This is a genomic window from Methylobacterium sp. Leaf93 (assembly GCF_001422345.1).
Lineage (GTDB): Bacteria > Pseudomonadota > Alphaproteobacteria > Rhizobiales > Beijerinckiaceae > Methylobacterium > Methylobacterium bullatum.
On the sequence record NZ_LMMS01000023.1, the window covers coordinates 197,286 to 220,944 of the forward strand.

General features: G+C 67.9%; 21 protein-coding genes. 6 read left to right on the forward strand and 15 right to left on the reverse strand.

Annotation, left to right across the window (positions count from 1 at the left end; translation table 11 throughout):
- Nucleotides 1-33: 33 nt before the first annotated feature.
- The 3 genes from ASF26_RS12685 to ASF26_RS12695 all read right to left on the reverse strand — a co-directional run bounded on the left by ASF26_RS12685 (nt 34) and on the right by ASF26_RS12695 (nt 4,000).
- The gene (locus ASF26_RS12685; protein ID WP_082477615.1) at nt 34-1,755 is read right to left on the reverse strand and encodes an iron ABC transporter permease; all 1,722 of its coding nucleotides are present in this window, start codon (nt 1,753-1,755) and stop codon (nt 34-36) included.
- An 11-nt stretch (nt 1,756-1,766) separates the two neighbouring features.
- Complete coding sequence (locus ASF26_RS12690; protein WP_056254337.1) at nt 1,767-2,795, reverse strand: extracellular solute-binding protein; 1,029 nt, start codon at nt 2,793-2,795, stop codon at nt 1,767-1,769.
- A 125-nt stretch (nt 2,796-2,920) separates the two neighbouring features.
- A complete protein-coding gene (locus ASF26_RS12695) occupies nt 2,921-4,000 on the reverse strand; it encodes an ABC transporter ATP-binding protein (RefSeq protein WP_200925924.1) in 1,080 nt (359 codons plus the stop codon).
- 369 nt (nt 4,001-4,369) lie between these two features.
- Between ASF26_RS12695 and ASF26_RS12700 the strand changes: the two genes are divergently transcribed.
- Entirely contained in the window at nt 4,370-4,903 is a 534-nt protein-coding gene (locus tag ASF26_RS12700) for a GcrA family cell cycle regulator (protein WP_082477631.1), read from the forward strand.
- A gap of 281 nt (nt 4,904-5,184) precedes the next feature.
- Here the strand turns inward: ASF26_RS12700 and ASF26_RS12705 are convergent, their stop codons facing one another.
- The 9 genes from ASF26_RS12705 to ASF26_RS22085 all read right to left on the reverse strand — a co-directional run bounded on the left by ASF26_RS12705 (nt 5,185) and on the right by ASF26_RS22085 (nt 15,416).
- Nucleotides 5,185-6,462, reverse strand: a complete 1,278-nt coding sequence (locus ASF26_RS12705) for an aminotransferase (RefSeq protein ID WP_056254341.1) — start codon at nt 6,460-6,462, stop codon at nt 5,185-5,187.
- Nucleotides 6,463-6,531: 69 nt separating this feature from the next.
- On the reverse strand, nt 6,532-7,452 hold the full coding sequence (locus tag ASF26_RS12710; protein WP_056254345.1) for an ROK family protein: 921 nt from the start codon (nt 7,450-7,452) through the stop codon (nt 6,532-6,534).
- A 9-nt stretch (nt 7,453-7,461) separates the two neighbouring features.
- Complete coding sequence (locus tag ASF26_RS12715) at nt 7,462-8,853, reverse strand: dicarboxylate/amino acid:cation symporter (protein WP_056254347.1); 1,392 nt, start codon at nt 8,851-8,853, stop codon at nt 7,462-7,464.
- Nucleotides 8,854-9,120: 267 nt separating this feature from the next.
- Nucleotides 9,121-10,014: a hypothetical protein gene (locus ASF26_RS12720; RefSeq protein ID WP_056254351.1), complete on the reverse strand. Its 894-nt coding sequence runs from the start codon at nt 10,012-10,014 to the stop codon at nt 9,121-9,123.
- A gap of 291 nt (nt 10,015-10,305) precedes the next feature.
- Entirely contained in the window at nt 10,306-10,713 is a 408-nt protein-coding gene (gene msrB, locus ASF26_RS12725) for a peptide-methionine (R)-S-oxide reductase MsrB (RefSeq protein ID WP_056254355.1), read from the reverse strand.
- 64 nt (nt 10,714-10,777) lie between these two features.
- Nucleotides 10,778-11,857: a YihY/virulence factor BrkB family protein gene (locus tag ASF26_RS12730; RefSeq protein WP_082477616.1), complete on the reverse strand. Its 1,080-nt coding sequence runs from the start codon at nt 11,855-11,857 to the stop codon at nt 10,778-10,780.
- Between the two features lie 162 nt (nt 11,858-12,019).
- A complete protein-coding gene (locus ASF26_RS12735; protein WP_056254357.1) occupies nt 12,020-13,540 on the reverse strand; it encodes a malonyl-CoA synthase in 1,521 nt (506 codons plus the stop codon).
- Nucleotides 13,541-13,594: 54 nt separating this feature from the next.
- Entirely contained in the window at nt 13,595-15,001 is a 1,407-nt protein-coding gene (locus tag ASF26_RS12740; protein ID WP_056254360.1) for a malonyl-CoA decarboxylase, read from the reverse strand.
- 220 nt (nt 15,002-15,221) lie between these two features.
- Nucleotides 15,222-15,416 (reverse strand): hypothetical protein, encoded by a 195-nt coding sequence (locus tag ASF26_RS22085; protein WP_082472996.1) that lies wholly within the window; start codon nt 15,414-15,416, stop codon nt 15,222-15,224.
- Between the two features lie 374 nt (nt 15,417-15,790).
- Between ASF26_RS22085 and ASF26_RS12745 the strand changes: the two genes are divergently transcribed.
- The gene (locus ASF26_RS12745; protein ID WP_056254365.1) at nt 15,791-16,978 is read left to right on the forward strand and encodes an MFS transporter; all 1,188 of its coding nucleotides are present in this window, start codon (nt 15,791-15,793) and stop codon (nt 16,976-16,978) included.
- Here the strand turns inward: ASF26_RS12745 and cobD are convergent, their stop codons facing one another.
- Nucleotides 16,979-17,998, reverse strand: coding sequence for a threonine-phosphate decarboxylase CobD (gene cobD, locus ASF26_RS12750; RefSeq protein ID WP_056254367.1), 1,020 nt, complete (start codon nt 17,996-17,998; stop codon nt 16,979-16,981).
- A 44-nt stretch (nt 17,999-18,042) separates the two neighbouring features.
- On the opposite strand from cobD, the gene cbiB reads away from it, so the two are divergent.
- Entirely contained in the window at nt 18,043-19,044 is a 1,002-nt protein-coding gene (gene cbiB / locus ASF26_RS12755; RefSeq protein ID WP_056254371.1) for an adenosylcobinamide-phosphate synthase CbiB, read from the forward strand.
- A 35-nt stretch (nt 19,045-19,079) separates the two neighbouring features.
- Entirely contained in the window at nt 19,080-20,147 is a 1,068-nt protein-coding gene (locus tag ASF26_RS12760; RefSeq protein WP_244475915.1) for a DUF3616 domain-containing protein, read from the forward strand.
- Nucleotides 20,148-20,264: 117 nt separating this feature from the next.
- On the opposite strand, the gene ASF26_RS12765 is transcribed toward ASF26_RS12760, so the two are convergent.
- Together ASF26_RS12765 and ASF26_RS12770 are read right to left on the reverse strand one after the other, a co-directional pair.
- The gene (locus ASF26_RS12765) at nt 20,265-21,725 is read right to left on the reverse strand and encodes a cobyric acid synthase (RefSeq protein ID WP_200925925.1); all 1,461 of its coding nucleotides are present in this window, start codon (nt 21,723-21,725) and stop codon (nt 20,265-20,267) included.
- A gap of 57 nt (nt 21,726-21,782) precedes the next feature.
- On the reverse strand, nt 21,783-22,457 hold the full coding sequence (locus ASF26_RS12770; protein WP_056254890.1) for a hypothetical protein: 675 nt from the start codon (nt 22,455-22,457) through the stop codon (nt 21,783-21,785).
- 139 nt (nt 22,458-22,596) lie between these two features.
- On the opposite strand from ASF26_RS12770, the gene ASF26_RS12775 reads away from it, so the two are divergent.
- The gene (locus tag ASF26_RS12775) at nt 22,597-23,010 is read left to right on the forward strand and encodes a RusA family crossover junction endodeoxyribonuclease (protein ID WP_056254375.1); all 414 of its coding nucleotides are present in this window, start codon (nt 22,597-22,599) and stop codon (nt 23,008-23,010) included.
- A gap of 5 nt (nt 23,011-23,015) precedes the next feature.
- On the forward strand, nt 23,016-23,657 hold the full coding sequence (locus ASF26_RS12780; RefSeq protein ID WP_156462982.1) for a hypothetical protein: 642 nt from the start codon (nt 23,016-23,018) through the stop codon (nt 23,655-23,657).
- The last annotated feature ends 2 nt before the right edge of the window (nt 23,658-23,659 follow it).

Genomic DNA, 23,659 nt, shown 5'->3' on the forward strand with positions numbered 1-23,659 from the left:
CGCCTCCCCTCCGACGGGATGCGGTCCGGGACGTTATCCGCCCCTCGGGGCGTTCTCCGCCGAGCCCAGGCGCATGAGCAACGCCACCGGGATCAGGCCGACGACCACGATGAGCAGGGCGGCGACCGCGCCGTCCTCGTAGGTGCCCCGCACCGCCTCCCCGTAGAGGTGTGTCGCGAGGGTCTCCACGTTGAGCGGGCGCAGGAGCAAGGTCGCCGGCAGTTCCTTGACGCAGTCGACGAAGACGAGGAGCGCGCCGCTGAGCACGGCCGGCCATGTCATCGGCAGGTGCACGCGCATCAGCGTGCCGACGGGGCCCCGGCCGAGCATGCGCCCGGCTTCCCCGAGGGAGCTCGGAACCTTCGCCAGGCCTGCTTCGCAGGCTCCGACACCGACCGCGAGGAAGCGCACAAGATAGGCGATGACGAGAGCGCCACCCGCACCGACGCCGATGAGCGCCGGAGCGACGCCGAACAGCGCCGTCGTGATGCGGGACAGGGAGGCATCGGCGAGCGCCAGCGGGCCGAGCAGCCCGATCGCCAGGATCGCCCCGGGGAGCGCGTAGCCGAGGGCGGCGATGCGGATCAGCCCCTGCCCGAAGCGCCGCGCGACCAGGCGGGGGCCGGCGGCGACGAGGAACCCGCAGGCTGCCGCGAGCAGGGTAGCGAGGCCGGCATAGAGCAGAGTGTTTCCCGCCTCGGCGATGACGCCTCGGGGAAATCCGAGCCGGGTGACGCGGGCGATGGCGGAATGGACGAGATAGGCCGCCGGGATCAGGAAGCCGATGGCGATGGGGAAGAGGCCGAGGCACAAGGCGGCCGTGGCCGCAGCACCGGACAGGCGATGGCGGGCCATGCCGCGCTGGCGCTGGGCCGTGCCGGCATAGCCGCGCCCACGCCGTCCCCAGCGCTCGGCCGTCAGCAGCAGGAGCACCATCGCCAGCATGACCAGGGCGATCTGCGCCGCGCCGGGCAGGTCGGACCGGTTGATCCAGGTGGCGTAGACCTGCACCGTCAGTGTCCGCACGCCCAGGAATTCGGCGGCGCCGATATCGTTGACCGTCTCCATCAGGGCGAGACTGGTGCCGAGGGCGATGGCGGGGCGCGCCAGCGGCAAGGCGACATGGACGAAGACCGCCGTCGGCGAACGCCCGAGGATGCGCGCCGCCTCGATGAGAGTGCCCGCCTGCATCACGAAAAGCGCCCGCGTCGGCAGATAGACGTAAGGGTAGAGCACGAAGCCGAGGAGCAGGATGCAGCCCGGCAGGGACCGGATCTCCGGCAGCAGCAGATCCTTCGGCCGTGCCACGCCGAGAAGCTCGCGCAGGGTGCTCTGGACCGGGCCGATGGGATGGAGCAGGTCGAGATAGGCGAAGGCGACGATGTAGGTCGGCACCGCCAGGGGCAGCAGCAGCCCGATTTCCAGGAAGCGGCGGCCCCGGAACTCGTAGGCCGAGACGAGCCAGGCGGAGCCGACCCCGAGCATGACGACGAGGAGGCCAACGCCGCCGAGGAGCAACGCCGTGGTGAGCGTCGCCTGCGGCAGGACATGCGCCAGGAGATGCGGCCAGACCTCGCTCGATCCCCCCGCCGCCGTCAGCGTCAGGGATACGACCGGGCTCAGGATCAGGGCGGCGAGCGCCAGCGCTCCCGCCGCCCAGGCGAGAGGCCCGGCGCGCAGGCGCGAGGCCGGGCGCGGAACGACGTCCGTGCCGAGCGCGGCCTCCGATCCGGCCAGTTCGGCGGCCACCCGCATCGGCCTGGGCTTCAGTTGTCGAAGCCGACCGTATCCACCAGCAGGCTCGCGGCCTTCCGGTTACGGGCGATCTCGGCCAGGGGCACGGTATCGATGGTCAGCAGGCCCAGCGCGGTGAGCTGGGGGTCGATCGGCGCTCCCGCCTTCACCGGATACTCGAAATTCGCCTTCGCATAGAGGCCCTGGCCTTCGTCCGAGACAAGGTATTCGAGAAGCTTGACCGCCTCGTCGCGGTTCGGCGCGCCTTTCGCGACGACGGCGCCGGAGACGTTCACATGGGTGCCACCGCTCGTGAAGACCGGCAGCACGACCTTGATCCCGTCGCCCCATTTCTGCTGGTCCGGGCCACCCTTGCCCGAACGCATCAGCCCGACATAGTACGAGTTGCCGAGACCGACGGTGCAGGTTCCGGCCAGGATATCGCGGGCTACGTCACGGTCGCCGCCGGCCGGCTTGCGCGCGAGATTGGCCTTCACACCGGTCAGCCATTCCTTCGCCTTATCCGGCCCGTGCTTGACGATGTAATGGGCGATGAGCGCCGTGTTGTAAGGGTGCTGGCCCGCGCGCAGGCAGAGCTTGCCCTTCCATTTCGGGTCGGCGAGATCCTCGTAGGTCAGGGCCTTCTCCGCGAGGTCCTTGTCGGCATAGGCGACACGGGCGCGCATGGAGAGGGCGTACCAGAGACCACCGGCATCGCGCAGGGGGGCCGGGACAGCGGCTTCCAGGGTCTCCGTACGAACCGGCTGTGCCAGACCGCGATCCACGAGTTCGATGAGATTGCCGATATCGACGGTCATGAGCACGTCTGCCTTAGACCGCTCGCCCTCGGAGGCCACGCGCTCGGCGAGGCCCTTCTCGACGAAGACGGTGTTGACGGTGACGCCGCTCTTGGCGGTGTAGGCATCGAGCAGGGGCTTGATCAGGCCAGGCTCACGGGTGGTGTAGATGTTGACCTCGGCGGCGGTCGCTCCGGCGATCCAGGCGAAGGCGGTCGCACCGCCGATCAGACATTTCGAGACCCAACCGACCATGACGTCCATCCCTCTTCTCGCAATGAGCGGTTCTGGGCCGCATCTTCGCGAGAAAAGCAAGACTTATGTCCTCAGTTTATCATTGTTAAAAACTATACTTCTGGATATTGCCGGGTACGAACAGCGAGGCTCGGTTAATCCAGTCCGGCGGCAAAAACCAGCCCCGCTCCCTTCGCAACGGTCAGGCCCACACGATCGCCCTCCCCCGCCGATGTCTCTTGGGAGACCGTGAGTCGGAACGGTTCGGGAAATCCATCCGCCGCCAGGGTCAACTCCACGACGGGCCCGAGGAAACGCCGCCGGATCACCCGCGCCGGATGACCGGATTCTGCGTGCCCCAGCCCGATCGCCTCGGGCCTGACGCAGGCGGTGACCGGCGCACCGTCCTCGATCCCCGGCGCCGGAAACGCGCCGAAAGGCGTCACCGCAGCGCCGTCGAAGCAGCGCGTGGGGAAAGCGATGAGATCGCCGAAGAAATTCGCGGCGAACCACGAGACGGGGCGGCGATAAAGTTCAGCCCCGGTGCCGATCTGGACGATGCGCCCGCCCCGCATCAGGACGATGCGGTCGCTCACCAGCAAGGCCTCCTCCGGATCGTGTGTCACCAGGAGCGCGGTGGCGCCGGTGACGCGCAGGACCGAGAGCGTATCGGCCCGCACCCTGTCGCGGTTGCGCCGGTCGAGATTCGAAAACGGCTCGTCGAGAAGCAGCACGCGCGGCCCCGGCGCCAGGGCACGGGCGAGTGCCACGCGCTGGCTCTCCCCGCCCGAGAGCGAGCCGGGATAGCTCGCGGCCCGGTCGGCGAGGCCGACCTGCTCCAGCCGCGCCTTCGCGACGGCATCGGCTTCATCGGCGCGCAGCCGGTGAAGACCGAAGCGGACGTTCTGCAGGACGGTGAGATGGGGGAACAGGGCGTAATCCTGGAACATCAGGCCGACGCCGCGCTCCTCCGGCGGCACCCGGGCGCTCATCGCTTGACCATCGAGCAGGACCAGCCCGCCGCTCGGCTGTTCGAGGCCCGCCACCGCTCGCAACAGAGTGCTCTTGCCGCAACCGGAATCACCGAGAAGCGCGATGATTTCTCCAGCCCGGACTGCGAGGGACACGTCGTCGAGGGCGTGTTTGCGGCCGAACTCGACGCTGAGCCCGCGCGTCTCGAGGCGCGGCGGCACCTCGCCGGAGCGGCGTCCCTCGGTCGGATCGGTCGCGGCCATGACCTGCCTCTCGCTACTCGGCTCGTGCTGAAATACGCGCTTCTCGCCCGATCCCGCCGCAGGTCAAGGGGAAGCTTGGCCAGCGGGCGGCGCGGCCGGGGGTGAACGAGGGATCACGCCTTCGCCGTCACGGAGGAGCCGCGTCCCGGCCGACTCTTTCGCAGTGCGCGCGGGACGCCCCCGACGGTTTGCCGGTGGAAAGTCCCCCCCTCCTTCCGGGTGCTCTTGCATCCGTGTCGAGGCGTCCTGTACGGTTCCGGTCGTCGTCGTAAGGGTGCCCTGCGCGACCACCATCCGTATGGCAACGGACGGAGTGGCCATGCGAGGTGTCGCAGGGATCGTCCCGTGTCGGTCGGGGGAATCGAGCGGATGTCGGAGGGGGCGATGACGGATACCGGTGCTGGCTGGACGGACGAGCGTGTCGAGGTACTGCGGCGCCTCTGGGACGAGGGACTGAGCGCGAGCCAGATCGCCGCGCAGCTCGGTGGCGTCACCCGCAACGCCGTCATCGGCAAGGTCCACCGGCTGGGTCTGTCGGGCCGCGTGAAAGCGGCGGATTCGCCCGGCAACGGCCGCAAGAAGCCGGCAATCCGCGAAGCCGAAGCCGACAACGTCGTGGAACTCGCGGCCGAGCCCGTCGCCGCGCCGAGCCTGCTGTTTCCCGAGACGAATGCGGTGGTCGCCGCCCCGAGCATGCCGCTGGCCGTGTCCAAGCGCGTGACCATCATGGATCTGCGCGAGTCCATGTGCCGCTGGCCGCTGGGCGATCCGACATCGCCGGAGTTCCACTATTGCGGCGACCGCTCGATCACCGGCCTGCCCTATTGCACCCACCACGCCGAGATCGCGTATCAACCTGCCGCCGAGCGCAAGCGCGACCGCAGGGTCGGCGGCTTCCGCTGAGGCCATAGGGCTCGGCTTCCTTGTCACCGCCGCCTCGGGGCGGTGACGTCTCCCGCCCTGTCGCAGGCCGGGAGAGCCCCCTTCACCACCCGATCCCACGAACGTTCAGACCGTCCGCCAATATATGGTGGAGGATCGCGGCCTGTCGTATCTGCGACGAATGAGCGGGATGGGGCGGCCCCGGTAAAGTCCCCGCCTTAGGCAGATGCTTCGATGCGCGTCCCGGGCAGCTCCCCCCGCCCGGGCGGGGCGGAGGGATGCGCCATGAGTGGCGGCTTGCGTCAGGCCGCCTTCTCGGTCTCGAGTCCGGCGAGGAGGATGCAGAGGGCGATTCCCTCCGCCGCCGCCTTCACGTCCGAGAGCGAAGGGAAGGTCGGCGCGAGGCGCAGGGTGCGGTCATGCGGGTCGCGTCCGTAAGGGGAGGTCGCGCCGGCGGGCGTCAGGGCGATGCCGGCCTCCTTGGCCAGCGCCACGGTCCGCTGCGCCGCGCCGTCCACCGTATCGACGGTGATGAAGTAGCCACCTTCGGGCTTCGTCCAGGTCGCCGCGCCGGTTCCGCCGAGGCGGGCCTCCAGAGCATCGAGGACGGCCTGGAATTTCGGCGCGATGAGCGCACGCTGCTTCTCCATATGCGCCTCGATTCCGGCCATGTCCTTCAGGAAGCGGACGTGGCGCAGCTGGTTGAGCTTGTCCGGCCCGATGGTGCGGAAGAAAGAGCGGCCGAGGAACCAGCGTACGTTCTCCGGGGAGGAGGCGAACATGGCGATGCCCGCTCCCGCCAGGGTCACCTTGGAGGTCGAGGCGAAGATGAAGGGCCGGTCGGGATGGCCAGCCTCTCCGCAGAGGGCGAGGATGTCGGCGAGGGGGTGGCGCGTCGCGGTGAGGTGGTGGACGGTGTAGGCGTTGTCCCAGAACAGGCGGAAGTCGGGGGCGCCGGTCTCCATGGAAGCGAGGCGCCGGACAGTCTCGTCGGAATAGGTCTCGCCGCTCGGATTGGCGTATTTCGGCACGCACCACATGCCCTTCACGGCCGGATCGGCGGCCAGTTTCTCGACGACGTCCATGTCCGGCCCCTGGCCGGTCATGGGGACGGGCAGCATGCGGATGCCCAGGGCCTCGCAGATGGCGAAGTGGCGGTCGTAGCCGGGAACGGGACAGAGGAAGACCGGCTCCTCCTCCTTCGACCAGGGCTTCACCGAGCCGGGCACGCCCTTCAGCAGGGCCCAGGCGATACAATCGTGCATGAGCGCGAGGCTCGAATTGTCGCCGATGACGATCTGGGCCGGCGGCGCCTGCACCATTGGCGCGAAGAGGGCACGCGCCTCGGGCAGACCCTGGAGGCCGCCATAATTGCGCGCATCGTCACCCGCCTCGGCAAAATGATCGCCGTTGCCGGGCAACGACATCATCGCGCTGGACAGGTCGAGCTGCTCCGGCGCCGGCTTGCCACGGGTCATGTCGAGCTTGAGGCCGCGACTCTTGAAGGCCTCGTAGGCCTCGCGGGTCTTCGCATGAAGCGCGTCGCGGGCGGCGGGATCGAGGGAGGCCAGACTCGTCATGGGAATACGCTCACGTCGTTGTGTGATTGTCCCCGTCCATACCGGCTGCGGGGCGCGATGGGGAGAGGTTCAGACGGGGATGCCCCATAACCAGGCTGCACCCCGCACGCCGGATGCGTCGCCGTGGTGGCTCACCCGGATCGGTGTTCTGCACTCATCCGAGAAGACGTGCGGAAGAAGAAGCGCGTCGAGATCGGCGGTCAGTTCCGGCACCGTCGACAAGCCTCCGCCGAGGACCACCATGTCGGGGTCGAGGATGTTGATGACGCCGGCGATGCTGCGGGCGAGACGCTCCCGATAGCGGGCGATGCTCTCGGATGCGATGGCATCACCGGCGTGCGCAGCGGCGATCACCGCCTCACCGGTCGCCGCCGGAGCACCGACACGGCGGGCATGATCGGCGGCGAGGCCGGGGCCAGAAAGCCAGGTCTCGATACAGCCGTGCCGCCCGCAATAGCAGGACGGGCCGGGCCGTTCGTCGTCGCGCGGCGCGGGAAGCGGGTTGTGGCCCCATTCACCGGCAATGCGGTTGGCACCCGATAGGGCCACCCCGTCGATGGCGATGCCGGAGCCGACGCCGGTCCCGAGGATGATCGCCCAGACGACCCGTGCCCCGGCACCCGCGCCATCCACCGCCTCGGAGACCGCAAGGCAATTGGCATCGTTCTCGGCGCGGACCGGTCGGCCGAGCCGTGCCTCGATATCGATGACGAAAGTCCTGCCGTTTAGCCAGACCGAGTTGGCGTTCTTCACGAGGCCGCTGCCGGGGGTGATGGCCCCCGGCATGCCGATACCGACGCTGCCGACGCCTCCGGCGTCCCGCTCCAGGCGACGGACCAGCGCCACGATCGCGCCGAGGGTGGCGTCGTAATCGTTTCGCGGGGTCGGGATCCTCGCCTCGGCGCGCACGGCTCCGCCGGCATCAAGGGCGATGCCGGCGATCTTGGTGCCGCCGAGGTCTATCCCAATGCGCAGGCGCGCAGGATCCACGATGCGGAGCTACTGTGCGGCGACGGCCGGACGGGGAGCGGACTCCTGGTCCATGTTGGGCGCATGATCCGAGATGTCGGTGCCGATGGAGAAGGGATGCGCCATGACCTGGTTCAGCTTCTCCTGGTCGAGTTCACCCTCCCAGCGGCTGACCACCACCGTGGCGACGCCGTTGCCGATCAGGTTGGTGATGGCCCGGCACTCCGACATGAACTTGTCGACACCCAGGATCAGGGTCATGGCGGCCACCGGCACCGGATTGTTCGGGATGGCGCTGAGCGTGGCCGCAAGAGTGATGAAGCCGGCACCCGTGACGCCCGAGGCCCCCTTCGAGGTCAACATCGCGACCAGGATGATGGTGGCGTACTGGCCGAACGACAGGTCGGCGCCCACGGCCTGGGCCAGGAACAGCGTCGCCAGGGTCATATAGATATTGGTGCCGTCGAGGTTGAACGAGTAGCCCGTGGGAATCACCAGGCCCACGACGGAATCCGAGGCGCCCAGGCGGCGCATCTTCGTCATCATGTGCGGCAGCACCGTCTCGGAGGACGAGGTGCCGAGCACGATGAGGAGTTCGTCCTTGATGTAGGCCAGGAACTTGAAGATCGAGAAGCCGGCCACCCGTGCGATGCCGCCAAGGACCAGGACCACAAACAAGAAGGCCGTGACGTAGAAGGTGCCAACCAGCCAGGCGAGATCGATCACCTTGCCGATGCCATACTGGCCGATGGTGAAGGCCATGGCGCCGAAGGCACCGATGGGGGCAAGCTTCACCACGAGGCCGATGATCCGGAAGAAGATTTGGCCCGCCGTGTCGATGGCGTGCGTGATGGCCTCGCCCCGCTTGCCCATGCCGGTCACCACGACGCCGGTGAGGATAGAGATCAGCAGGACCTGAAGCAGGTCGCCTGTGGCGAAGGCGTCGAAGAAGCTCTTCGGGATCAGCGCCATGATATGGCCGGTGACGGAATCGTCGGCCGCGATCTTGGCGTATTTCTCGACCGATTTACCGTCGAGCTTCGTCACATCGGCATTGAAACCGGCTCCCGGCTTCACCACTTCACCGACGAGGATACCGATGAGAAGCGCGATGGTGGAGACAACCTCGAAATAGACCAGGGCCTTCAAGCCGACGCGGCCGACCTTCTTCAGGTCGCCGATGGAGGCGATGCCGTGGACGATGGTACAGAAGATGATCGGTGCGATCATCATCTTGATGAGGGCGATGAAGGCGTCGCCCAACCACTTGACGGACTTGCCCCATTCGGGGTGCAGATATCCGAGCAGGATGCCAAGCGCGATGGCGATCAGCACCTGGATGTAGAGGACCTTGTACCAAGGTTCGTGAGGTGTCGGTGCTGCCGGCGCGCTGCCTCCGGCATGGACTGTGGTCTGAGCCATGTTCCCTCACAGGCGCCTCGTTGGGCGCACGCTCGTCTGTCTTGCCGAGACGCTAGCGAGTTTAATCCCTCGCCTCAACGCGGCTATGAGAGATTATCTTTGTTTCTCGCCGAAAGCGTGAGGATGGGGTGCTTCTGTAACGCGCCGCGCTTCTGCCGCGCTACTGCATACAATCTTTGGTGATCGACTGAGCCGGATCTGCCCGGTGCGGCCGGGTCCTCGGGAGGAGCCCGGAGATGGGCATGGTCCACCTCCGGTCCCGATCGTTCAGGTCTGCGGAGTACGGCGGGGACGCACGGTCCAGCGCTCGAATTCGGCGGCCGGATCGTCGTCGCGTGCAGGAGCGCGGGACGGCTGAGAGGCACCCAGAGCCTGAGACAGGCTCTCGATGACGTCGTCGATGCGGGCATCGGTGCGGATCGGAGTGTCCGTGGCGGTCTCCTCCGCGGCGGCGGGCTCTTCCCGAGGCTGCTCGCTCCGTTCCTCAAGGACGGATTGGGGCGCGGGCTCTTCCACCGGGAGGGCCGCGGGAGCAGCGGCCTTGGCAGCCAGAGCGGCGGCACGGCGATTGGCCCGAAGGGTCGCCTCGTCCTCGCCGGTCTTCGGCGACGGGGCATTGAAGCGGCCGAAACCGAAGCGCGGTTCGAGCAGATCGAGGATCGCTTCGAGGGCGGCGTTGTTCAGGGGAACCTCGCCGGTCTGAGGCACACCCTGGATCGCCACGGAATGCCGGTCATAGGCGGCATTCTCGGAGACGTCCTCGCCGAACCAGACCGGGGGCACGAAGGCTGCGGCCTGGGCGGTGTCGTCGAACACGACACTAAGCAGGTCGAGGGCGCCCGGTGTCGCGTAGCGGTCGACGAGCGCCTCGCGGCCGTTGCCGAGGGCGAGCACGGCGCGGTCATAGATCGCCTTGCCGGAGCAGACATCCAGAAGGGCATCGCCGTGGGCGCGGGGGACATCGGTCCGCTCCTCGCTCGACGTTCCGTCCGGCGTCGTCGTGACGAGAACGAGATGGCAGTTCTGGCCGTCGACCCGGACATAGGAAGTGCGACCGGCCTGGGGAGCGAAATAGCCCTCGGTGATCTTCGAACCGCCGCGCTCCTTGCGGATCAGGCGAACGAGCGAAGGCGCGACCAGAAACCGACGAACGACACTCATGTATTCTCTCCCCCCGGATCGGCTCATCATGGCGGCACTCCTCCGGAGCGCCGCGCCATGGGCGCAACGTCAGCGCCGTTCGAAGCCATACCCTGTTTCAGCAGCGACGGAATGCCCGGCCTGTGGAAACCGGCCGGCACGAACCGTCCGAATTCGATCGTTTTCCCGCCTCGCACCGCCGACGGCACACAAAGGGGAAGACCACTTCCCTTCGACTAAGAAAAAATGGGACTAAATCAAGGCCGGCCTCGTAAGCCCGGCCCCGATTTTTATCCTTTTATACCAATGAGCTCACGCATTCGGCTCGAAACGCAGTGAAATGCCGTTCATGCAATAGCGCAGCCCCGTCGGCGCCGGGCCATCATCGAAGACGTGGCCGAGATGACCTTTGCAGTGGGCGCAGTGAACTTCAGTCCTCACCATCCAGTGGCTCCGGTCGGTCGTTGTCTCCACCGCGCCGTCGATGGGATCGAAGAAGCTCGGCCAACCGGTGCCAGATTCGAATTTCGTGGTGTTCTCGAATAACGGGGCATCGCAGCCGGCGCAGTGAAACGTGCCGGGACGCTTCTCGGCGTTGAGGCAGCTCGTGCCCGCGCGCTCCGTGCCATGCTCGCGCAGGACACGGTACTGGTCAGGCGTCAGGATCTCGCGCCACTCGGCTTCGCTGCGCTGGACGGTGCCTGACTGGGTCTCGCTCATGATGGCCTCCGGTTCCTCAGGATATTCCGAAGAAATAGGGCTCCCGAGGCCGTCCCGCACCCTGTCACGCGGCCGCGCCGATCGTATCGGCCATCCGTGCTTCGCGGTCGCCCATGGGCTTTTCCGGGCCGGTGGTGGTGTCCCGCGCAGTCTGATGCTCCATCTCGGCGTTGATCTCGGCACCGAGGAGCACGATCGTCGTCGAGATCCAGATCCAGGTCATGAAGCCGATGGCGGCGCCCAGTGAACCATAGGTCTCGTTGTAATTGCCGAAGCTGCCGACATACCACGAGAACAGGATCGAGGCCGCGAGCCAGAGCAGGCCCGCCACCGCCCCGCCCGTGCCGACCCAGCGCCAGCGCGGCCGCTCCCGGCTCGGGCCGTAACGGTAGAGCAGCGACAGGCCGCCGAGGAGGACGACGAGCAGGAAGGGCCAGCGGAGCAGGGCGATCAGCCTCGCCCCCTGCCCGAACCCGAAGAAGTTGAAGATCACCGGCAGCACGACGATGCTGGTAAGCGCCAGGATGGTGAAGAGGAGCGCCCCGACCGTGAAGGTCAGGGAGCGCAGGTTCAGCATCACGAAGGAGCGCTTCTCGTCTTCCTCGTAGACCACGTTCAGGGCATCGAACATCGCCTTCATGGCGGCGTTCGCGCTCCAGAGCGACAGGACGAGGCTGGAGAAGAACGTCAGGCCCAGGGTGCCATTGTCCTTGGCCGCAATGCGCTTCACCTGCTCGCCGATGATGTCGATGGCGCTGGAGGGCAGCACGCCCTGCATGCTAGAGAGGTGCTCGTTGATGGCGCCGACATCGGCCACGAGTCCGTAGCAGGAGACCAGGGCGGCGATGGCGGGGAACAGCGACAGCAGGGTGAAGAACGTGACCCCGGCGGCCACCGCGAGCACGCGGTCCTTGTTGAATTCCAGATAGACCCGGACGGCGATGTCCTTCCAGCCGGCGCGGGTGATCTCGGTCGGACTGTCTGCGGCACGGCCGCGATGGACCTGTGTCGCCGCCACCCATTCGGCGCTGCGCCCGCTATGCGATCGGGCGCCTTCGTCGCGTCGCGGCTCGGGCGGTTCGGCCTCACGCCGGGCGCCGCGCGACCGTGGCCCCAGCGACAGGGCGACGAGCGCCGCCCCCATCGCCAGAGTCCAGACCACGGAATGGGTGGAGCCAGGCCCCGCGGGCTCGGGACGGTGAGACTGAGACGAAGGCATGACGGCAACCGGTACGGAGACGGCGCGAGCTTGGCCGTTCGATGACGAGAACCGCCGGCCCGCCAAAGCGTTCCGCCGTCTCGTCCCTCAGCGGCGGTAGAGATCCGCATGCGCCTCGCGCAGCAGGTTCTTCTGCACTTTGCCCATGGCATTGCGCGGCAATTCGTCGGCGAAGAGGATGCGCTTGGGACATTTGAACCGCGCGAGGCGCCCTTCGAGGATGCGGAGGATCTCCTGCTCTCCCGGTGCGTCCGGGCGGGCGACGACGATGGCAGTCACACCCTCGCCGAAATCCGCATGGGCGAGGCCGATCACGGCGGATTCGACCACGCCCGGAAGCGCATCGATCTCGTTCTCGACCTCCTTCGGATAGACGTTGTAGCCGCCAGTGATGATGAGATCCTTGCCGCGTCCGACGATATGGACGTAGCCGCGCCCGTCGAGCTTGCCGAGGTCGCCGGTGATGAAGAACCCGTCCGCCTTGAACTCGGAGGCCGTCTTCTCGGGCATGCGCCAATAGCCCTGGAACACGTTCGGGCCCTTGACCTCGATCATCCCCACCGTATCGGCGGGAAATGCCCGTCCCGTCTCGGGATCGACCACCCTGAGCGAGACGCCCGGTAGAGGCAGCCCCACCGTGCCGGCGATGCGCTCGCCGTCATAGGGGTTCGAGGTGTTCATGTTGGTCTCGGTCATGCCGTAGCGTTCGAGGATGGCGTGGCCGGTGCGGGCCTGCCAGTCCCTGTGCGTCTCGGCGAGAAGCGGGGCCGAGCCGGAGACGAACAGGCGGATTGTCGCCGCCGCCTCAGGGGTCAGGCCCGGCTCCTTGAGGAGGCGCGTATAGAAGGTCGGCACGCCCATCATCGCGGTCGCCCGGCCCAACAGGGCGAGCACCTGCTTCGGGTCGAATTTCGGCAGGAAGATCGCCGTGGCCCCGGCCAGCAGAACGATGTTGGTGGCCACGAACAGGCCGTGGGTGTGGAACACCGGCAGGGCGTGGATCAGCACATCGTCGGCGGTAAAGCGCCAGGTCTCCACCAGGGTGACGGCGTTGGAGGCGAGGTTGTCGTGGCTGAGCATGGCGCCTTTCGAGCGCCCGGTGGTGCCCGAGGTGTAGAGGATCGCCGCGAGATCGTCGGGGCCGCGTTCAACATCCGTGAAAGCGGTGCCGGCCGCGTCAGCCGCCTCCGCCATGCTACCGCGCCCCGCCCCGTCGAGGGTACGCAGGGCGGGCACCTTCGCCTCGGCGGCGACCGGTTCGAGAGCGGCGAGCCGGGCGGGGTCGCAGACGAACAGGGCCGGCTCGGCATCCGAGAGGAAATACGCGATCTCGGGGGCCGTGTACGCAGTGTTGAGCGGCAGGAAGACGGCGCCCGCCCGAACCGCGCCAAGATAGAGGAACACCACTTCGGCGCTCTTCTCGACCTGCACGGCGACCCGGTCGCCCGTCTTCACCCCGAGCGCCTTGAGGGCCGAGGCATAGGCGGCCGAGCGGCCGAGCATGTCCGCATAGCTGATTCGTGCGCCGTCACCGGTCTCGATGAAGGTCCGGGAGGCGGGATCGGCGGGCAGGCTCGCCCGGATGAGGTCGAAGAGATGGTTACGCATGACGTCGTCCAGCCGTTATCGAACGGACAGCCGTGGCCGGACGACGCCTCGAAATCAAGCCTCGGCCAACGCCACGGCGCGAATCGGCGGCAGGTTGGTCCTGAGTTCGCGGCTCACGCTGCTCGATGCCGCCACGGTGCCGAGATTGGCATAGGTCTCGTGGTTCTTCTCGATGGCCGAGAGATCGTAGAGGTAATTGACCATCAGCCCGCGCGACTGGCTCAGCCCCTTGGGCGAAACGTCGCCGAGGAAGTTGAGCCGCTCCAGGCGGGCTCCGTTGCCGAGATGGAACCGCGCCACGGGGTCGAGGGGCTTGCCGCGCTCGTTCTTGGCCCGCAAGAAATAGGCGGCGGCGGCGGGGATCATCACCTTCTTCACCGCATCGGACTTGGCCTTGTCGGCGTGCCAGCCCGGCTCGTCGATGGCCTGCAGAGCCTCGACGTCGTCACGGGTCAGGCCCTGCGGCGAATCGGAGCGGCGCTCACGATCGAGCCAGGCGGAGAAGCCGGGCACCGGCGACAGGGTCACGAAGGTCTTGAGGCTCGGGATCTCGCGGGCGAGATCCTCCACCACCTGCTTGATCAGGAAATTGCCGAAGGTGACGCCGGCAAGTCCCTTCTGGCAGTTCGAGATCGAGTAGAAGATCGCGGTGGTGGCGGCCCGGGTGGGCAGGGGCTCGCGCCCATGCGCGAGGATCGGCGCGATGGCCGGCGCGATGCCGTCCGTGAGCGCCACTTCCACAAAGATCAGCGGCTCGTCCTGCAGGGCGGGATGGAAGAAAGCGAAGCAGCGCCGGTCAGTGGGCTCGATGCGACGGCGCAGCTCGTCCCAACCCGCGATCTCATGCACCGCCTCATAGCGGATGATCTTCTCGAGGATATGGGCGGGGGTGGTCCAGTCGATGTGGCGCAGCACCAGGAACCCCCGGTTGAACCACGAGGCGAACAGGTGCTCGAAATCGCTGTCGAGGCTGTCGACGGCATCGACGAGGTCGGGATCGGCCTCGTTCCCACGCAAGTCCTTTCGCAGAACGAACAGGTCTTCCCGCATCCGCACCAGGGCGAGGGTGCCGTTGCGGGCGAGGTTGAGCCGGCGGATGAGTTCCTGGCTGCGCGGCTCGGCCGCCTCGTGCAACACGCCGAGGGCGGCGCGTGTCGGGTCTCGACGATAGGCAGCGATGGCATCGTCCACCGCCTCGTGATCGGCCCCGAAGACGGTGGCGATCCCCTGCAGGAAGACAAGCCGTTCGGCACGCGCGAGGCTGGCGTAGCGTTCGAGGATCAGGCGGGCGAGCGCAACGCCCGACGCCTCGCCGCGCCGGGAGATCAGATCCTCGCAGAGCTTGATGAGCTCATGCGCATTGGCCTTTGAGGCGAGGTCGCCGCGGCCGATTCCGATGAGATCGCGACCACGGTCGCTGATGGTCTGAAGCAGGTCGCCGAAAAACGAGATCGCCGCCATGGCTCGCCGCCTGCTCCTTGCCCCTGTCGCAAGTTCCGCGAGATGCCGAACCCGCCGAACTCACGTGCAGGTCCCAGTCTATGTCGCGGGGCGACCGAGGGCCAGGGCTTTGACCGCGGAACCATGCCGCAGCCGCTGCGGGATGGGGGAACGAGCCGACGACCCAAGAACCGTCTTCCCGAAGTCCTGTACTCACTTTCGGGTCGGATCACCTGTCATGTCAGGCTTGAGCGGCCTCGATGGCAACACGATCGGCCCGCTCGCGCCAATCCTCGACGCCATGTTGGCGCGCGAAACGAAGTTCCGCCGCGCGTTGAGCCCGCCGAGGATCACGCGCCCGTGAAATCTCGACACATCCGATCGTGAACGGCACGCCGAGAATTTGCTTGGCGAAGCTGACTCGGTAATTCGGCATTCCAAACTCCGTTGTCGATACGCGGTGTTGTCCCCTGGACTTGAAGACCGACTCGTCTCGACGGTCGGGAGTGTGACAGAACGACTTGGCTCCTGCCAAGCGGGACTTCGCCACAGAGACGCGCCACGTCTTTATCCGGTAACGATTCGTATATGGGGATCGACGCATCCGATGGAAGGTGTGGCCCGTCGCGGCCCGCACTCTGACGTGGGACCATTTCGCGCGCCCACGGGTTGCCCCCGCGCGCTGGCGCCCCTAACCGGAGGCACACCCATCCCGTTGCTCACGGACCCGCCCCACCGGATGACGACCAATTCATCGCTTTTCCATCGGCTTGGCACGGCGGACGGCGCCGCTCCGGTGCGAGCCTGAGCATGCAGCCCGGCACCGGTTCCGGCCACGGCTTCACCGCCAGGGCGCGCTTCGGCCTGACCCTGATCGCCGGGGGCGCCGTCGCCAACATCTACTACAACCAGCCCCTCCTCGCGGTTCTGGTGAGCGAGTTCGGTGAGCGTGCCGCCCTCCTCGTTCCCACCGCGTGCCTCATGGGCTACGGGCTCGGCATTCTCGGCCTCGTGCCCCTCGGGGATGCCTGGCCGAGGCGGACGCTCATCGTGGCGCAATTGCTGGGCCTGAGCGTGGCGCTTCTGGGTGCCGCCCTCGCGCCGACCCTCGCCTTCCTGACGGTCGCCTGTCTCCTCATCGGGTTTTTGTCCTCGGCCGCTCAGCAGGCGGTCCCCTTCGCGGCCGAGCTCGCGCCGGACGAGAGCCGCGGCCGGATGGTGGGCCAAGTGATGACGGGCCTGCTCACCGGCATCCTCCTCGCCCGGACGATGAGCGGCTTCGTGGGCGCGCATTTCGGTTGGCGCGCGGTGTTCTTCGCCGCCGCTGTCGTGGCCCTGGTCATCGCCGCCGTGGCGGCCGCGACTCTACCGAAGACGAAGCAGACCAAACCGCTGCGCTACCGCGCGCTGATGCTGTCGATCCTGCATCTCGTGAAGACGCAGCCCATCCTGCGCAATGCCAGCCTCTCGCAGGGCCTTCTTTTCGCGAGCTTCAATGCGTTCTGGGCGACCCTGGCCCTCCTGGTCGAGGCTCCGCCCTTCGATCTCACCGCTGCCGGCGCCGGCCTGTTCGGGGTGATCGGGGTCTGCGGCGCCTTCGTCGCCCCGCTCTCCGGACGCTACACCGACCGGAAGGGCGCCCGGCCGGTGGTCGTCACCGGTGGTGCGCTCGTCCTCGCGTCGTTCCTGGTTCTGTGGCTGGGAGGAGAGGTCTCTCTGGTGGCGGTCGCCATCGGCGTTCTCCTCATCGATATCGGCATCAACGGCGCGCTCATCGCCAACCAGACCCGGGCCTATGCACTCGTCCCTGGCGCCAGAGGTCGGATCAACACCGTGCTGTTCACGGTGATGTTCGTGTTCGGAGCGCTGGGCGCCTTCGCCGGCTCGCAGGCCTTCCTCATGGCGGGGTGGCCAGGTGTCTGCGCGGTGGGCGCCCTGCTCTCGGGGGCGGGCCTTCTCGTCTCGATCGGCGACCGGTCGCGCTCGAAGCCCGCCTGATCAAGCGGGTTTGAGCACGCGGGACAGGCGGCACCATTCGCCCTTGTCGGCCGGCAGACCGAAGCGCAGCCAGTGCGGGTTGGCCTCGAACCGGCGGACATAGATCCCGGCCTCGCCAAGGCGCCGGAAAAGACTTGGCGCGTCGTCGAACGCAGCCGTGCGGAACAGGCAGGTACCGCCGACGATGCGCCCTCCCCGGAAGGCGAGCAGCCGATCGAGGCGCAGCGCGTCGGCGTGACGATCGATGGCCGCCTCCCGCAGCCAGGCCCCATCGGACAAGGCCGCCCGGCCGATGGCGAGCGCCGGTCCCGGCACCGCCCAGGGTCCGAGCGCCGCGCCGATCCGCAGGGCGAGCGCCGGCTCGGCGAGGGCGAAGCCGAGACGGATGCCGGCGAGGCCATAGGTCTTGCCGAAGGAGCGTAGCACCACCAGGCCGGATCTCGCTCGCGGTGCGAGGGATTCCACCGCCTCTAAGTCGATGAAGGCCTCGTCGACCACGAGCCAGCCTCCGCGCCCGGCGATCCGTCCCGCCAGATCAAGGAGACGGCCCGCTTCCCAGGTCCGGCCATCGGGATTGTTCGGATTGACGACGACGACGACGGCCGCCCCCTCGGCCTGGGCCGGATCAGGCACCACCGTCACGGCATGTCCGCCCCGGAGCCACGCCGCCTCGTGCTCGCCATAGGTGGGACCGATGACGGCCACGCGCGAATGCGGCCTCAGGCGCGGCAGCGTCTCGATCAGAATCTGCGTGCCGGGCGCCGCCGCGACCCGGGCCGGATCGGCGACGCCATAGGCATGGGCGGCGGCGGCGCACAGGGCGTTCAGGTCGGCGCGGGAGGGAAGTCGTCGGAACGCGCTGGCCTCCAGCAGCGGACAGGGATACGGGACCGGATTGATCCCGGTGGAGAGGTCGATCCAGGGCAGTTCGGCGTGGGGGAACAGCGCCTGGGCGGCATCGAGATCGCCCCCATGGGCGATGAGCCCGCCACGACCGTTCGCCTCCTCCGTCCCGCTCATTGCTCTTCCATCACCCTGCCGCACCGAACCCCATTCCCGAACAGATGACCTGGACCGCCCTCGCCCATCCGCCGGACACGCTCGTGGTGCTGGGTCTCGCCCTCGCCATCGAGGCGGCGGCGGGCTATCCGGACCGGCTCTACAAGGCGCTGGGTCATCCTGTCACCTGGATCGGCCGCCTGATCGGTTGGCTCGACCGGACCCTCAATACGGGCGGCGGGAGACGGCGGCGCGCGGCCGGGATCCTCGGTCTCCTCATCCTCCTGGGAACGGTCGCGGCGGTGTCGGTCGCGGGAACGGCGCTCGCCGCCGCCGCGGGACAAATCCCAGCCATGCTGCTCCTCGGCCTCGCCTGTGCGAGCCTTCCGGCACAACGCAGCCTCCACGACCATGTGGCCCGCGTCGCCATGGGCCTCCGCGCCGAAGGGCTGGCGGGCGGGCGGCGCGAGGTCTCGATGATCGTCGGGCGCAACCCGGAAAGCCTCGACGAAGCCGGCATCTGCCGCGCCGCCATCGAGAGCCTGTCGGAGAACTTCTCCGACGGCATCGTGGCCCCGGCATTCTGGATCGGGATCGGCGGCCTACCGGGAGGGGCGCTCTACAAGGCGATCAACACCGCCGACAGCATGATCGGCCACCGCACGCCCCGACACGAGGCCTATGGCTGGGCCTCGGCCCGCCTCGACGATCTCGTGAACCTCCCCGCCTCGCGGCTCTCGGCGGGGTTGATCGTAGCGGCGTGCCTCCTCCATCCCGGGGCTTCGGCGGCTGGGGCGTTCCACGCCGTCCGGCGCGATGCGGGCCGTCACCGCTCACCCAATGCCGGCTGGCCCGAGGCGGCGATGGCGGGCGCGCTCGGTCTGAGGCTGGCGGGGCCGCGCATGTACGGCGCCGAAATCGTCGACGATGCCTGGATGGGCAATGGCCGGGCGGAGGCGGGTCCGCGCGATGTGGAACGGGCGCTGGCATTGTACCGCATCGCCTGCGCGATACTTTTCGGATGTATTGCCCTCGGCGCATCTATACTCAAGGTTGTTTTGATATAATTGAGATCACTCACATTCCTATGGGCGGGCGGGCAATGATACGGACTGGTCTTCTGGCGATCCTGCTTTTCCACGGAGCCGCCGCGCCGGCTCTCGCGGCGGGAAGCGTCATGCGCGACCTCGTTCCGGTGGACCCGCCCTACACGATGACGTCCGGCCTGAGCGGCAAGAACGGCAAACCCGCCAAGGATATCAGCGGCATCGCCTGCATGCCGCCGAAGGACGGCAAGCGGCGCTGCCTCGTGGTCAACGACGAGAATACCGGCGCGCAGTTCATCACCATCGACGGGCACACGATCACGCCCGGGGCCGATATCGACCTCGTCGGCGGGGGACCGAGCCCGAACACGCTGGGCACCCCGCCCTCCAGGAACGGGTGTACGGGCGGCGAGGGCAAATTCGACGATCTCGACGGCGAAGGCGTGGCCTATGCGGCCCCCTACTTCTACGTGGTCGGTTCGCATGGCTGCTCGCGCGGAAAGGCGAAGTTCAAGCTCTCCACCTTCGTGCTGGCGCGCATCCGAGTCGACGCGAACGGCGAGCCGGCGGGACCGGGTGCGGTAGAGACCACCTACCGTCTAGGCGATGCCCTCGGCCTGGCAGAGACCGTCAGCGCCTACTACACGCAGGATCTCCAGACCGATGACGGCGACGCGACGCCCAACGGCCTCAACATCGAGGGGGTCGCCGTCGACGGGACGCGGCTGTTCGCCGGGCTGCGCGCACCATCCCATGACGGCAAGACCTTCATCGTCGAGGCGGATGTGGGGGCTCTGTTCGCGCAGGGGCACGAACCGCTCAAGGCCGCCCCGCAGGTGATCCCCCTCGCGGTCGGCCGCGGGGCCGGGATCCGCGATCTCGCCATCCTGCCTGACGGGCGGCTCCTCGTCCTCACCGGGCCGGCTCAAGGACAGACCGACGTGCCCTACAGCCTGTTCGCGGCCGGCGCCTCCGTCAACGCGAAACTCGAGCCGATCGGGCGTCTCACCGGGGCGGAAAAGGGCGCCAAGGCGGAAGGTGTCGCGGTGCTGGGCGACAAGCGCATCCTCGTCATGTTCGACAGCATCAAGGATGGCGGGCCGCTCGAATACACGCTGCCCTGACGGATCAGGCCGGGCGCGGCGCGGTTACATCGCCTCGGCGCAGGGCGGACAGCACCGCGAACATCAGGCTCGCCCCTCGAACGGGGCCTTATGGGACGAGCCTACGCCGCGAAACCGCTAACGCGCCAGCGCCAGCAGGCGATCGCAATCGACATGGGCCTCGATGTGTCGCGCCAATTCGTCGAGGACGCGCTCGACCCCGCTTTCGTAGGAATGGCCGTCAGACGCCGCCCCCAGGCGCGCGAGCCAGGCGGCCCGCTGCCGGTCGTCGGAGAAGAGGCCGTGGACATAGGTGCCGCTGACCCGCCCGTCGGCAGAGACGGCGCCGTCCGCCCGCCCGTCGGCGAAGCGCAGCAGCGGCGTCACCGTGTCCGGACCGGCCGTGTCGCCCACATGCATCTCGTAGCCGTTGAACGGCAGATCGTCGACCAGCGTCCGGCCGCTCACCGCTTCGAGCCGCTTCAGCGGCGTCATCACCGTCTCGACGTCGAGCAGGCCGAGTCCGGCGACGCTGCGCGGCTCGCCCTCGATCCCGTGCGGGTCGCTCAACGTCCGGCCCAGCATCTGATAGCCGCCGCAGAGCCCGAGAACATGACCACCGCGCCGGATATGGGCGCGGATATCCACGTCCCAGCCCTCGCGGCGCAGGGCGTCGAGATCGTCGATCGTGGTCTTCGAGCCCGGCAGCAGGACGAGGGCGACGTCGCCCGGAATCGCCTCGCCGGGCCTGACCAGCACCACCTCCACCTCCGGCTCCGCCCTCAGAGGGTCGAGATCATCGAAATTGGCGATGCGCGGCAGGACCGGCACCGCGACGCGGATCCGCGTGCGGGCGGTGGCCGCGGAACCCGCGAGACCGAGCATGTCCTCGGCTGGCAAACGGGCGGCAAGGGGGAAATGCGGCACGAGGCCGAGGGCGGGCCAGCCGGTCGCCGTGGCGACGATGTCCATGCCGTCGGCGAACAGGCTCGGGTCGCCGCGAAAGCGGTTGACGAGAAAACCGGCGATCATGGCCGCATCCGCCGCGTCGATCACAGCCTTGGTGCCGACGAGACTGGCGATGACGCCGCCCCGGTCGATATCGCCGAGCAGGATCACCGGCGTGTCGGCGGCCCGCGCGAAACCCATATTGGCGATGTCGCCGCGCCGCAGATTCACCTCGGAGGCCGAACCGGCGCCCTCCACGATCACGAGATCGGCCTGAGCCTTCAAGTGTGAAAAACTCTCCAGCACGGAAGCCAGCAGGCGCGGCTTCCAGGCCTGATAGTCTCGGGCCTTCGCGGTGCCGACCATCCGTCCCTGCACCACCACCTGGGAGCCGGTCTCGCTCTGGGGCTTCAGCAGGACCGGATTCATGTGGATGGAGGGCGCCACCCCGCAGGCCCGCGCCTGCAGCGCCTGGGCCCGGCCGATCTCGCCGCCATCGGCGGTGACGGCCGCGTTGTTCGACATGTTCTGCGGCTTGAACGGCCGCACCCTGAGCCCGCGCCGCGTGAAGGCGCGGCACAGGCCGGCCACGATCAGCGACTTGCCGACATCCGAGCCGGTGCCCTGGATCATGAAGGCGCGGGCGGTCATGCGATCGGGTCTCGTCCGGTGTGCCGAGGGGCGTCGGCGAGCCCTAGCACGGCCGCGTTAGGGCCGCGACGGCGGGCCGGCGCCGCAGGCGGGATCGGCAGGCCGCGCGGCCCGGCGGAAATCGAGGATGGCGGAGGCGTAGGTCTCGACCACCTCCGAGAACGGCACCCGCTCGGCCGTGAACAGCACGGCGCGATGGCTGAACAGCCGGTCCGGAATCGCGAGCGGCGCGCAGGCGGGGTCCGGCGGGACCGCTTGATCCCACCCGGGCGGCAAGGGCTGCCAGAGATGGTCCGCCCCAATGGTCTGGCGGGTGGTTCCCAGGGCTTGCACCGCCCTGCCGAACGGCGTGTCCGTGGTCTCGAGCAGGCGGTTCATCTCCGGCGTCAGCCGCTCGGGCACGTACCAATTGTCGGCCTCCGACAGGACGTGGTCGCCGCAGGCGAGCCGGACGCGGCGGTATTTCAGGACGGTGTCGGGTCCGGCGGCGAGGCGGCGGCGCGTCTCTTCCGAGGCGGGCTTGTCCACATCGCGCAGGAGGGTCGCCGTGAGCCGCGGGTCCGTCGCCATGCCGTGCTCGGAGCACCAGCCTTCGAGCGTCGCGGTGGCGCTGCGGCCCGCCAGGAGCCGCGCATTCAGCCCCTCCATCACCGCCAGCGCCTCGACCCGGCCGAGATAGGTGTCCGGCCAGGACGTGACGGATTGGGCGGATGCCGCACCGGCACCGGACAGAAAAATCGTGAGAAGAACGAGGCAGCGCCGGAAGCAGCGACGAGACACAACCCAAGGGCGATTTAGAATCATACTATACACGTTGACGAAGCCGTGCATAAGTTGCGGGACCGAAGCCCGCGACGCCAGGTGATCTCTCGTGGAGCTCATCTTTCCCATCGAGTTCCTCGTCAGCGGCACACCGGTCTCGTTCCAATCGGCCCGACCGAGTTCCAAATCGCAGTGGAAGCAGAAGGTCCGGGCGGCAAGCGACGGCTCTTTGCCCGAGAACCACTTCGCCTGCGAGGGCAAACTCGCCGTGACGCTGTTCTACTTCCCGGTCGGCCCCGTGCAGGGCGACGTGGACAATATCGTCAAACTGGTTCTCGATGCCCTCAACCAGCATATCTACATGGATGATTCCCAGATCGAACGGGTAGTCATCCAGAAGTTCGAACCGCAGCGGGTGTTTTCTTTCACGCAGCCGAGCCCAGTCCTGACGGCGGCTCTTTCGGCACAGAAGCCGATCCTATACGTAAGGCTTTCGGACGATCCCTTCGAGGAACTGGCATGAGCGGCATGGAATCAGAACGGCCGGTCCTCGACCTCATCATCCCGGCACTTACGGATGCCGGCTACGAGGTCTATACTCACCCTTCACGCCAGCTTCTGCCCTCCTTCATGGGCGACTACGTTCCAGACGCCATCGCGCTTGGCAAACCAAAGAATCTGGCGATCGAAATCGTACGGGATGGCACGCGATCCGGAAGCCGGGAAAGGGTCGCTGACCGGTTCCTCGGTGTCACCGATTGGGAGCTTCGGATCTACTACGCCCGCTCCGGCGGCGGCGTGCCCGCCATCGACGGCGTGACGCCAGACATCATCGACCGCACGATCACGAAGGTCGAGGCCCTCATCGCGGCCGGCCAGATGGAAGCGGCTCTGCTGCTCGGCTGGTCGACCTTCGAAGCCATCGGGCGGGCCTTGATTCCGAACCGCCTGTCACACTCTCAATCGCCCGCACGGCTGATCGAGCAGCTCGCGGGCGAAGGCATCGTGACGCCGGACGAGGCGGATCGTCTTCGTCCCATCGCGAACCTGCGCAACGCCGTCGCCCACGGGGCCTTGCAGCGCGACCTCGATCGCACCGCCCTGGAGGATTTCGTCGCCACGCTGAAGCTCGTCCTCCACGAGAACCAGCCGCTCGGCGCTGGGGCCTGACC

What these genes read in the sequence shown, in the direction of transcription:
- ASF26_RS12685 (WP_082477615.1), bottom strand. Translation starts at nt 1,755, where the DNA reads ATGCGGGTGGCCGCCGAACTGGCCGGATCGGAGGCCGCGCTCGGCACG.
- ASF26_RS12690 (WP_056254337.1), bottom strand. Translation starts at nt 2,795, where the DNA reads ATGGACGTCATGGTCGGTTGGGTCTCGAAATGTCTGATCGGCGGTGCG.
- ASF26_RS12695 (WP_200925924.1), bottom strand. Translation starts at nt 4,000, where the DNA reads ATGGCCGCGACCGATCCGACCGAGGGACGCCGCTCCGGCGAGGTGCCG.
- ASF26_RS12700 (WP_082477631.1), top strand. Translation starts at nt 4,370, where the DNA reads ATGTCGGAGGGGGCGATGACGGATACCGGTGCTGGCTGGACGGACGAG.
- ASF26_RS12705 (WP_056254341.1), bottom strand. Translation starts at nt 6,462, where the DNA reads ATGACGAGTCTGGCCTCCCTCGATCCCGCCGCCCGCGACGCGCTTCAT.
- ASF26_RS12715 (WP_056254347.1), bottom strand. Translation starts at nt 8,853, where the DNA reads ATGGCTCAGACCACAGTCCATGCCGGAGGCAGCGCGCCGGCAGCACCG.
- ASF26_RS12720 (WP_056254351.1), bottom strand. Translation starts at nt 10,014, where the DNA reads ATGAGTGTCGTTCGTCGGTTTCTGGTCGCGCCTTCGCTCGTTCGCCTG.
- msrB (WP_056254355.1), bottom strand. Translation starts at nt 10,713, where the DNA reads ATGAGCGAGACCCAGTCAGGCACCGTCCAGCGCAGCGAAGCCGAGTGG.
- ASF26_RS12730 (WP_082477616.1), bottom strand. Translation starts at nt 11,857, where the DNA reads ATGGGGGCGGCGCTCGTCGCCCTGTCGCTGGGGCCACGGTCGCGCGGC.
- ASF26_RS12735 (WP_056254357.1), bottom strand. Translation starts at nt 13,540, where the DNA reads ATGCGTAACCATCTCTTCGACCTCATCCGGGCGAGCCTGCCCGCCGAT.
- ASF26_RS12740 (WP_056254360.1), bottom strand. Translation starts at nt 15,001, where the DNA reads ATGGCGGCGATCTCGTTTTTCGGCGACCTGCTTCAGACCATCAGCGAC.
- ASF26_RS22085 (WP_082472996.1), bottom strand. Translation starts at nt 15,416, where the DNA reads ATGCCGAATTACCGAGTCAGCTTCGCCAAGCAAATTCTCGGCGTGCCG.
- ASF26_RS12745 (WP_056254365.1), top strand. Translation starts at nt 15,791, where the DNA reads ATGCAGCCCGGCACCGGTTCCGGCCACGGCTTCACCGCCAGGGCGCGC.
- cobD (WP_056254367.1), bottom strand. Translation starts at nt 17,998, where the DNA reads ATGAGCGGGACGGAGGAGGCGAACGGTCGTGGCGGGCTCATCGCCCAT.
- cbiB (WP_056254371.1), top strand. Translation starts at nt 18,043, where the DNA reads ATGACCTGGACCGCCCTCGCCCATCCGCCGGACACGCTCGTGGTGCTG.
- ASF26_RS12760 (WP_244475915.1), top strand. Translation starts at nt 19,080, where the DNA reads ATGATACGGACTGGTCTTCTGGCGATCCTGCTTTTCCACGGAGCCGCC.
- ASF26_RS12765 (WP_200925925.1), bottom strand. Translation starts at nt 21,725, where the DNA reads ATGACCGCCCGCGCCTTCATGATCCAGGGCACCGGCTCGGATGTCGGC.
- ASF26_RS12780 (WP_156462982.1), top strand. Translation starts at nt 23,016, where the DNA reads ATGGAATCAGAACGGCCGGTCCTCGACCTCATCATCCCGGCACTTACG.